An 8,307-nucleotide genomic window follows, 5' to 3' on the forward strand; every position below is an offset into this window, starting at 1 on the left:
CTGGCCGCCTCGTTCATGCTAGTGATTTGCGTACGCGAGATTCTCCCCTAGACGGCTGCCGGTTGCCAGGTTAAAGAGTCCGCGGAAGCGGGACGCACCATGGCGAAGTACCGGTTCGACGTCGCACCAGTAAATTCAGTGCCAGTCGATCGATATGTCACTCGCGAAGCTCTCGAAGCTTCCAGCGCAAACGTCATTGATGTCGCCAAACCCATCGACGAGGAGAGCACCCTCAAAGAGACCACGCCGCTTGCCTCAGCGCTCGAAAAACTCGCCGATCGCGAGTACTACTTCGTACAGCACCGTCATCACGTTACGGGTCTTGTCACCCGTGCGGACCTCGCAAAGCCCGTCGTATCTCTCTTCGCACTGGGCCTCGTCCTGAGCCTCGAGTGAGGTCTCGACCGACTGATCGTACGAAGAGACGGCGACCAGTTCCTCCGGCACCTAAGTTCAGCTCGCGCCGCTCACGTCGAAGCGGTGTTTTGTACCCGCGAGGAAACAAACACCGAAACCTCGCTGGAGAACTGCCTCAACCTCGAAGACCGACTCACGCTCGCGGAAAAACTCCACCTTCATGAACTGCTGGGCTTCGCCTCGGTCCGCCAGCTACGAAGGTGGAGCAAAGAACTCAAGCCGTTTAGAAACGCAGTGGCACACGGCTCAGGGGTACTGGATGCTAAGCCTGACCCCGTCGACGCCATTGAGTTCATGGTCGATCTACGATGCCGATGTGAAATGGTCTGGGAGCACGTCGAGCCCAACAACTAGCGCGCTAGCGCACCTAAACTTCCCCGGCGCCCTTCCCATAGACGAGCCCATGCGACGTTGCCCCACTTTCAGTTCCAACCGAAACGGGGACAGCGAGGTTCCGGGTATCACGCCCACGGCGATAGGCATCCAGCAAGAATGTTTCGACGAATGCCATGACCATGTTCACCAGGCCTTATGCCATGCTCAATCCATGACGGTTCTAGGACTCGACTCTTGCAAGGGCGGCTGGGTTGTTGTCGCAGCCAACGATGAAGGCGTTATTGACATTGGCATCGCCCCCGACGTAGGGACTGCCGTCGACCGAGGGCGCGAGCGCTGGGGCGCCTCAACCGTCGTGATCGATATCCCCATCGGACTACCAGACTCATCGACGCGGGCAACCGAACGCGCCGCGCGCGAACGCCTCGGCCCATTGCGGAGCTCCGTGTTCGACGTCCCCATCCGGGAGTCCGTACACGCCCCGACTCGGCTGGAAGCCGACCGGATCTCACGAGCGCGCGCCGGACGCGGCGTGGGAGCCCAGTCTTTTGCTCTGTCTCCAAAGATCATTGAGGTCGATACCTACGTCCGCGAGCTCATGCCCTCGGATATCGATGTGCGCGAAGGACACCCTGAGGTCTCCTTTGCACAACTGCACGGTGGCCCGCTCGACGCGAGCAAGAAGACGCTGAAGGGAGCGCTTCTTCGCCATTCGCTGCTCGCGCGCGCAGGGCTCTCTGTCCCACTGGATGCGGAACTCACCCTCAAAGGCACGGGCTTCGACGATGTCTTTGACGCCGCCGTCATGGCCTGGACCGCACTGCGTATCGCTAGCGGAGATGCCGCGGCGATTGTCGATCCCCCGGAACACTTCTCCGACGGGATCGAATGCTCGATGTGGGTGTGACTGTGACCGCGCTAGAAGCCACTCGCTGGAAACGTTACGGACACGACCGCCTCTACTTTTCGACCTTCGATGGCGAGAAGGTAGGGCACCTCAACCTCAACACAGGCGATTACCAGGATGTCCCCGACGACCTGCTGATTCTTGTTGAGTCAGTCGCACACGACTGGTGCCTGCGCAACGAAGTCGCACCGCCAGGGGTACCGCTCGTCGACAGCGGCGTCGAAGCCTCGGTCCCGGATCACACCCCGCTGTCTGAGCCCGACGACACGGAGCCGCTCCAAGCATCGGCCGTCATGGAACCCCAACAGCCGCCTGCCCCTGACCAGGCTCCTGCCGCTGCCCCCATTGTGGAGACCGAACCTGGGTGGATTGACCTTGCTTCCAACCTCCCTGGTCACGGCTTGCGCATCGAGGCCGCCGCTGAGTGGGAGGCAGCTAAATCTCGCTCCAAGATCGCGGCATACGCCAACCGGTACGTGTTCAAAGAGCACACTCAGGAACGCGCGTGGCGGGCAGGGGCCGAGGGCGAAGAATACGTAGGCGCTCGGCTCAACAAGTTGCGAGACAAAGGCTGTCGCGTGCTCCACAGCGTTCCCGTGGGAACCAAGGGGTCAGACATAGACCATGTCGTGATAGGTCCCGGTGGCGTCTACACCGTCAACACCAAGAATCACTCCGGGAAGAAGATCTGGGTCGCGAAGTACCAGATGCGAGTTGATGGAAGCCCCGTCCCGTATCTCAGAAACTCCCGACATGAGGCTTCGCGAGCCAAACGGCTTCTCGAGTCGCATGTCGATTTCGACGTTCCAGTCCTCGGGTGCGTTGTCGTCTTGACTGGATCGTTCGTGCCCGAGGTCACGTACAAACAGCAGCCCGACGACGTCCGCATCCTGGACAAGTGGGATGTTCCTCGGTGGTTCAAGCGCAGGGCGCGGATCCTTGAACCCGCGCAGGTCGATCATCTCTTTGAGGTGGCACGTCGCTCGACGACATGGACCGAGTGACTGCGGAAGGAAGCCATCCTCAGCCGCATTACAGTGCATGCATTTCCGTTGCGTCAGTGCCTGCAGGTAGATTGCGCTAGCAAGCGTCGCACGTACATGCGGCCATAAGTCTGAGGGGACTTTCTCACATGAAATTCGCGATTCGCATCGCCACCATCGTTGTCTGCATCATCCTCGGCGGCATAGCCACGCTATGGGCGGTCAGCGCCGTTCCGGCATTCGGCGCATTGACGTCCACTCAGGAGAGTCAAGACACACAGATCGTCAATGCGGTCTCACGCAACAGTGAAGTGGCACTCGTGACATTGGGAATTGAAGGCATCTCGGAGAGCCGGGCCGAAAGCAAAGTCTTTGGCGTCGATATCCCGGGGAGCGAACGCGTCACCTTCATCCGCTACGGATTCAACGCCAAACTTGGAATCGATGGCGACAAGGTGGAAGTCACTCCCACCGGCGAGAACAGCTACACCATTAGCATCCCCGAATTCTCGTTCATTGGGCACGATGACATCACTTTTGAGCTCGCAGCAGAAGATAACGGCGTGCTGAGTTGGGTCACTGCTGAGGTTGATCAACTCGACATCGTCAACGACGTTCTCGACGACGAAAAGCAGCTTGCGCATGTCGAGTCGAACACCGAGATGCTCAAGGAACAGGCTCAGTCGTTCTATGAGGGCATCATTTTGAGCATCAACCCCGAAATCGAACTCGACTTCACCTTCGCCGAGCCTGCCTCGGGTGAAGCAACCGTCGGCTAGATCGAGCCCCAGGGCCACGCACTCTCCTGCTAGGCCGCATGCTCCGCACGTCGTACCCCAGTTGCCGCACCACGTCGGCATCGATGGATCGTGAGCGCCGACCAAAGGAATGCGAACGCGCGTGCCACCGTTGGCGTAGGTAACACCCGCACCCCGCGCCCCAACCGGGCCGGCATGCGTTGACTCCCACAAGGAAGGCATTACCCATGCGCGCACTCATCCAGCACCAGTTCGGCGATCCCACGGAGGTTCTTGCCGTCGAGGACACCGCCACCCCTGAGCCTGGACCAGGCCAGGTGCGTGTGCGCCTGCTGATGTCTCCGATTCACAATCACGACCTGTGGACGGTCACTGGCAACTATGGCTTCAAGCCTGAGATGCCTGCCCGCGCTGGAACTGAGGCTGTGGGTGTCGTGGATGCGCTTGGCGAGGGCGTGACCCACCTTGAGGTTGGCCAGCGTGTTGCGACCGGCGGCACGTTTGGCGTGTGGGCCGAGCAGTTCGTGGCCGATGCGGCTGGCCTGCTCCCGGTTCCCGAGGGCGTGCCGGACGAGGTCGCATCGCAGTTGGTCTCGATGCCGTTCTCTGCGATCAGCCTGCTCGATCAGTTGAACTTGGACGAGGGTGACTGGCTCATTCAGAACGCTGCCAATGGTGCTGTGGGACGACTTGTTGCTCAGTTGGCAAAGGGCCGCGGCATCAACGTGGTCGGTTTGGTCCGCCGTAGCGCTGGCATCGATGAGTTGGCTTCCCAGGGCATTGACCGGATTGTCGCGACCGATTCCGAGGGTTGGCAGGATCGCGTTGCCGAGATCACTGGCGGTGCTCCTTTGAAGGTCGGCATCGAGTCTGTCGGTGGCGCTTCCGCTGGAGACGTCCTTTCCCAGTTGGCTGAGAACGGCGAACTCGTCATCTTTGGCGCCATGGGCTCGTCCACGCTGGAACTCAAGTCTGGCGATGTGATCTTCAAGCAGGCAACCGTGCGCGGGTTCTGGGGCAGCAAGGTCGCAGGGACGATGCCGGCGGAGGACCGCGGACGCCTCATGCAGGAACTCATGGCACGTCTGGCGGACGGCACCATCACTCTTCCGGCAGCGGCGACATTCTCGCTGGACCAGGTGGCAGACGCCACACGCGCGCACTTCACCCCTGGCCGCGCGGGCAAGATCCTGCTCAAGCCGTAAGGACGCGATGTACCGGGCGGGCAGGGCTCGCCCGGTACCGCGGGCACCTTTACCTCGTAACGAAAAGGTAGAACTGCCGCGAAGCCATGGTGAGGAAGAACAGTGTCACGAGCCCGGGAAGGATCCAGCTACCGGTCTCCCACACACCCCAGTTGAAGAACACCAAGAAGGCTAGTCCGATGCTGTAGAGCGCAAGCCATCCCGGCCGGTAAACGCTCCAGGCCCCTCCCCTGGCAGGTGGCGCGGTGTCATTCTCCATGCGTGTTTCCCCCTCGTGGCATCGGCCGTCTAACTCAGCGTTGTGGCGCACGTTCACGTGCTCGCCATCAACTGTCTGACGACACGGCTTTCAAGAGCGCGACCAGCGCCCACACCAGAACGTACAACACCAGCACAACCCAGACCCACACATGCGAGAAGACGTTGACGACCTCGCTGGGGACAAGCACCTCGACGGCGATGAGGGCGGCCACCAGCACACCAAACATCGGTGCGGCGCGACGGAAACCGTCTGCCCAGATGTGGGACCGGGGCTTCACCGACTGCTGCATCACTACTCCATGGGTACAGACATCAAGGGCAACTGCTGTTCAGGCTACCTGGCGTCATCCCAATACCCACGGTCCGCGCGGGCCCAAGTGAGAACACTCACACGCGCACGCTTAACCTCCGTCTTTAGTTGCCACGCGCTTCGGATGATGCCGCGGCTACCAGTTCCACGTCCCCCGGGTCACGGAGAGCTGCAAGCGCCCGCCTCTCAGCGCGCACGGATGCTTGCCGCAGGGCTTCACGGTCGTCGGGAGCACAGTCAAGCGACATCAGGTGTTGTACGACTCTTTGGATGCGTAGCCCGATCTCGACCAGTCCGGCACCGTCGCGTGCCGGTGGCCGCAATCCGTCTTCGATGAGGTCGTCCATCGTGGGCGAGTCCACATAGACGCGCGGGAAGCGCACCTCGTCGGTCGCATCCGCAGTAATCATGGCGGTCATCACGCGCTCCATTGCGTTGAGCGCCTCGACGGCTGTTCCCGGGTCATTTGTTGACGGCGAGAGCGCCCGCGAGGCGATCTCCGCGAGCGCCACGAACCCGAGCCGTGGGTCTTGCTCAAAAGTTCGGTGCGGCTCGATTCGAAATGTCGCGAGCAGTGTGTCCGAGTCGTCATCACCTGGGTCAGTCGCAGATTCAACGCACGCCAGCGTCGTCCCCTGCCCTACGGTCACGCCTGGCAGCACGCGAACGTGGACCCGAGCATCGGCTTGCTCCGCCCAAGCCTGCAGATCGGCGACGGCGATTCCAGTCACGCATCCGGCCGATGCTGCCCGTAGTCGCCAGACATGGTCCGGCACGTGGACGGGCGCGGCCCCGCCGAGGTGTGGTTCACAGGCGAAGGTTGTCGCGGCTTCGGTCGCGGCGCGCTCGACGCGGTCGATCACGTCGGGCACTCGACCGAATGATGTCAAGTGGTGAATCCATCGCAACAGCGTTCCCACCACTACACCGATCACGATGAGTGACGCTGCAAAAAGCACGGCTTGGGCTTCGCGGCCGAAGTCTGCGGCAGACAGCGCAACGAGGCCGACCACCGCGAACACGAATGATCCCAGGAATGTAGAGAGCGCATTCTGGCTTGTGCGGTCTTCTATCAACAGTTGTGTTGCACGAGGCGTGGTGCCTTGGGCCGCGCTGCCATAGGCGGAGATCATGGCGGTCAGCGAGAAGGTTGTGACGGCCAACATCGATGTGGCCATGATCTGCAGGATCATTTCGGCAGCATCGTCGCTAAACGTTCCCACCCACGAGTGAGGAAGATACGGCCCTAGCGCCCACGCAATCAGAACCACCGCGATTGCGACCGCAGTAAAGATCACGAGCCGGAACCACATTCGCGTGGTCAGCCGACTGCACCACGTGCGCCAATGCTGCATCGCATCCTCCTCAGTTGCTGTGTAGACCATTGTGCCTGCACCGCGGAGGCGCACAGAAAAAGCGTTGGTCGACCATTCCCCAACAGTCGACCAACGCCTACCGGATCGTGTGCCTCGTCGTGTGAGTGAAGTAACGTTCGCTAGCGACCCTCAGCGTCCTGCGAACACCACGAGTGTGTGCCGTCCCGGCTGACCTCCCAATAGCGGGCGGTCAAGTCTTTCGGTGCTACTTGCCTTGAAGTGCAGCCTCTGCGAACAGCGGTGTTCCAGGGGCTTCCCACACTGGACGAACCCTGGCCTGCAATTCGCGCGGCTGGGGGTCATGCCAGTTCAAACCGTGGCGCTCGGCAATGGCTGCCACGACATACGTTGCTACTGCAGCGCGTGGAAAGTGTGCCTGGCAACGCCAGACTGGTCCGCTCGCGCTGGAGCTTGCGGGCCACTTCCATGGGCTGCCTCGGTCAACCTCAATACCGCCGCGACGCCCAGGGCGCTCGGGCCATACATCGAGAAGGTCGAGAAGAAACGCCTGAATGTTCGGCGTTGGAGGAGACACCTCGTCCATGAGGTGCTCGCAAGCGAGTCCGTAGAACTCTCGGATCGCTTCGTCGCGTCCAGTGGGGGTCTTGCCTTCCCACACGTGCAGTACATGTCCCATGGCCAGCACCGTATGGAAAGTTCCCTGAGAAAATCCTCAGATAAGGCAAACTCTTCGCCAAGACTCAGATTTACATCGATTCGAAGCCCGAAGATTCCCATAACTTGGCCACTGCCAGCCCTTTTGCAGTGTCTTACAACTTTCCCGGTGGGCCCCTCTGTACCGCGCGGGAAGGGTCCACGTTGAGAAACAGGTGGGGCGAGCGCCAACTCCTTTCCACAGATTTTGCTCAGTCCTGGCGGACCAGTGGAGCGGTCGCTACGGTCGTCACTCATGGGGGCAAAAACTCTTCTCACGACCATTGCCGTTGTCTCAATGTTGCTGACAGCGTGTACAAGCGCCGATGCTGGGATCTCGGCCAGCGGTGAAGCGTCACCCACAGCCTCAGAGACGCTAACGCCGCCGAGCCCCACGCCCACGCCCTCACCGAGCCTCACTCCGCTCACCGATGAAGAACTCGAAGCCGCCTTGCCCGACGAGGTGTTCTACGAAAGTCTCCCGGCTGCAATTGCCTTCGCCAACTTTTTCATAAAAGAGTCGTACGCGATCTTGCAGAGCCGTGATCCGCGGGTTTATGAGGCGGTGTCGAGAGATAGCTGCACGTTCTGTAGGTCAAGCCTCGAATACCTCAACGTCGTTGAAGATAATCAATACGACGTACAAGGTGCCACCGTCACTACAGATTTGACCCGGTCAACCGGTGGACTCCAGAACGACGACAAATGGTGGGTCACAATTCCCATCGAGTTAGCCGCCACCAAGCTCTACGACGCGGAAGGAGCGCTTCTCGAGACACACGACACCGAAGCCGTCACTGTCACGTTCGTCCTTGAATATGAGGATCCGTTTTGGTCTGCAGTTGAGGTGGGCGTCAGTGATTCCTAGCGGCATTCTCATCGCGCTAATCGCACTGTCAGCATTCTCCACTCCAGCTAGCATGAGCACAGGTTGCACCACGGACAACACCGCCGATTTCGGCGTCAAGGCTCGTACCTGCACCGACGCGATTGGTGCCGTTCTGAAGAAGAGACCAAGCGGCGAGTCGGTCCCCTCTACCGCGAGCGGTGAGTCGCCCACAGCTCCGCAGCCGCGGTACATCCGTGCCGCGATCTGTCCA

At 60.7% G+C, this 8,307-nt stretch carries 12 protein-coding genes; 8 read left to right on the forward strand and 4 right to left on the reverse strand.

Translation table 11 applies throughout. The features are described from left to right. Positions 1–99 precede the first annotated feature (99 nt). The 6 genes from AOP79_RS11400 (at position 100) to AOP79_RS11425 (ending at position 4,606) form a co-directional block, all read left to right on the forward strand. The gene (locus AOP79_RS11400) at positions 100–396 is read left to right on the forward strand and encodes a hypothetical protein (RefSeq protein WP_152648116.1); all 297 of its coding nucleotides are present in this window, start codon (positions 100–102) and stop codon (positions 394–396) included. A gap of 84 nt (positions 397–480) precedes the next feature. After that, the gene (locus AOP79_RS11855) at positions 481–771 is read left to right on the forward strand and encodes a hypothetical protein (RefSeq protein WP_062073680.1); all 291 of its coding nucleotides are present in this window, start codon (positions 481–483) and stop codon (positions 769–771) included. Between the two features lie 193 nt (positions 772–964). After that, positions 965–1,660, forward strand: a complete 696-nt coding sequence (locus tag AOP79_RS11860) for a DUF429 domain-containing protein (RefSeq protein WP_062073682.1) — start codon at positions 965–967, stop codon at positions 1,658–1,660. Between the two features lie 2 nt (positions 1,661–1,662). Further along, positions 1,663–2,664: a nuclease-related domain-containing protein gene (locus AOP79_RS11415; protein WP_201774468.1), complete on the forward strand. Its 1,002-nt coding sequence runs from the start codon at positions 1,663–1,665 to the stop codon at positions 2,662–2,664. Between the two features lie 128 nt (positions 2,665–2,792). Beyond that, positions 2,793–3,422 carry a hypothetical protein gene (locus AOP79_RS11420; RefSeq protein ID WP_062073684.1) on the forward strand — a complete coding sequence of 210 codons (630 nt, stop codon included), beginning with the start codon at positions 2,793–2,795 and terminating at the stop codon, positions 3,420–3,422. Positions 3,423–3,628: 206 nt separating this feature from the next. After that, the gene (locus tag AOP79_RS11425; RefSeq protein WP_062073686.1) at positions 3,629–4,606 is read left to right on the forward strand and encodes a zinc-binding dehydrogenase; all 978 of its coding nucleotides are present in this window, start codon (positions 3,629–3,631) and stop codon (positions 4,604–4,606) included. 49 nt (positions 4,607–4,655) lie between these two features. Here the strand turns inward: AOP79_RS11425 and AOP79_RS11430 are convergent, their stop codons facing one another. From AOP79_RS11430 to AOP79_RS11445, 4 genes are all read right to left on the reverse strand, one after another. Further along, complete coding sequence (locus tag AOP79_RS11430; protein ID WP_152648117.1) at positions 4,656–4,865, reverse strand: hypothetical protein; 210 nt, start codon at positions 4,863–4,865, stop codon at positions 4,656–4,658. Between the two features lie 67 nt (positions 4,866–4,932). Then, positions 4,933–5,157, reverse strand: a complete 225-nt coding sequence (locus AOP79_RS11435; protein WP_062073690.1) for a hypothetical protein — start codon at positions 5,155–5,157, stop codon at positions 4,933–4,935. A 124-nt stretch (positions 5,158–5,281) separates the two neighbouring features. Further along, positions 5,282–6,532: a DUF2254 domain-containing protein gene (locus tag AOP79_RS11440; protein WP_161794273.1), complete on the reverse strand. Its 1,251-nt coding sequence runs from the start codon at positions 6,530–6,532 to the stop codon at positions 5,282–5,284. Between the two features lie 226 nt (positions 6,533–6,758). Then, on the reverse strand, positions 6,759–7,190 hold the full coding sequence (locus tag AOP79_RS11445) for a hypothetical protein (protein WP_062073694.1): 432 nt from the start codon (positions 7,188–7,190) through the stop codon (positions 6,759–6,761). Positions 7,191–7,463: 273 nt separating this feature from the next. Here AOP79_RS11445 and AOP79_RS11450 point away from each other — a divergent pair, with 273 nt between their 5' ends. Continuing rightward, positions 7,464–8,075 (forward strand): DUF6318 family protein, encoded by a 612-nt coding sequence (locus tag AOP79_RS11450; protein ID WP_062073696.1) that lies wholly within the window; start codon positions 7,464–7,466, stop codon positions 8,073–8,075. Between the two features lie 52 nt (positions 8,076–8,127). Further along, a partial coding sequence (locus AOP79_RS12020; protein WP_236683424.1) for a hypothetical protein occupies positions 8,128–8,307 on the forward strand: 180 nt, incomplete at its 3' end.

Origin of the sequence: Demequina sediminicola, from assembly GCF_000975055.1 — a bacterium.
Classification (GTDB): Bacteria; Actinomycetota; Actinomycetes; order Actinomycetales; family Demequinaceae; genus Demequina; species Demequina sediminicola.

Excerpts from the sequence above, each read along its gene's own strand:
- AOP79_RS11420 (WP_062073684.1), top strand. The coding sequence starts at position 2,793 with ATGAAATTCGCGATTCGCATCGCCACCATCGTTGTCTGCATCATCCTC.
- AOP79_RS11435 (WP_062073690.1), bottom strand. The coding sequence starts at position 5,157 with ATGCAGCAGTCGGTGAAGCCCCGGTCCCACATCTGGGCAGACGGTTTC.
- AOP79_RS11440 (WP_161794273.1), bottom strand. The coding sequence starts at position 6,532 with ATGCAGCATTGGCGCACGTGGTGCAGTCGGCTGACCACGCGAATGTGG.
- AOP79_RS11445 (WP_062073694.1), bottom strand. The coding sequence starts at position 7,190 with ATGGGACATGTACTGCACGTGTGGGAAGGCAAGACCCCCACTGGACGC.
- AOP79_RS11860 (WP_062073682.1), top strand. The coding sequence starts at position 965 with ATGACGGTTCTAGGACTCGACTCTTGCAAGGGCGGCTGGGTTGTTGTC.
- AOP79_RS11430 (WP_152648117.1), bottom strand. The coding sequence starts at position 4,865 with ATGGAGAATGACACCGCGCCACCTGCCAGGGGAGGGGCCTGGAGCGTT.
- AOP79_RS11400 (WP_152648116.1), top strand. The coding sequence starts at position 100 with ATGGCGAAGTACCGGTTCGACGTCGCACCAGTAAATTCAGTGCCAGTC.
- AOP79_RS11425 (WP_062073686.1), top strand. The coding sequence starts at position 3,629 with ATGCGCGCACTCATCCAGCACCAGTTCGGCGATCCCACGGAGGTTCTT.
- AOP79_RS11450 (WP_062073696.1), top strand. The coding sequence starts at position 7,464 with ATGGGGGCAAAAACTCTTCTCACGACCATTGCCGTTGTCTCAATGTTG.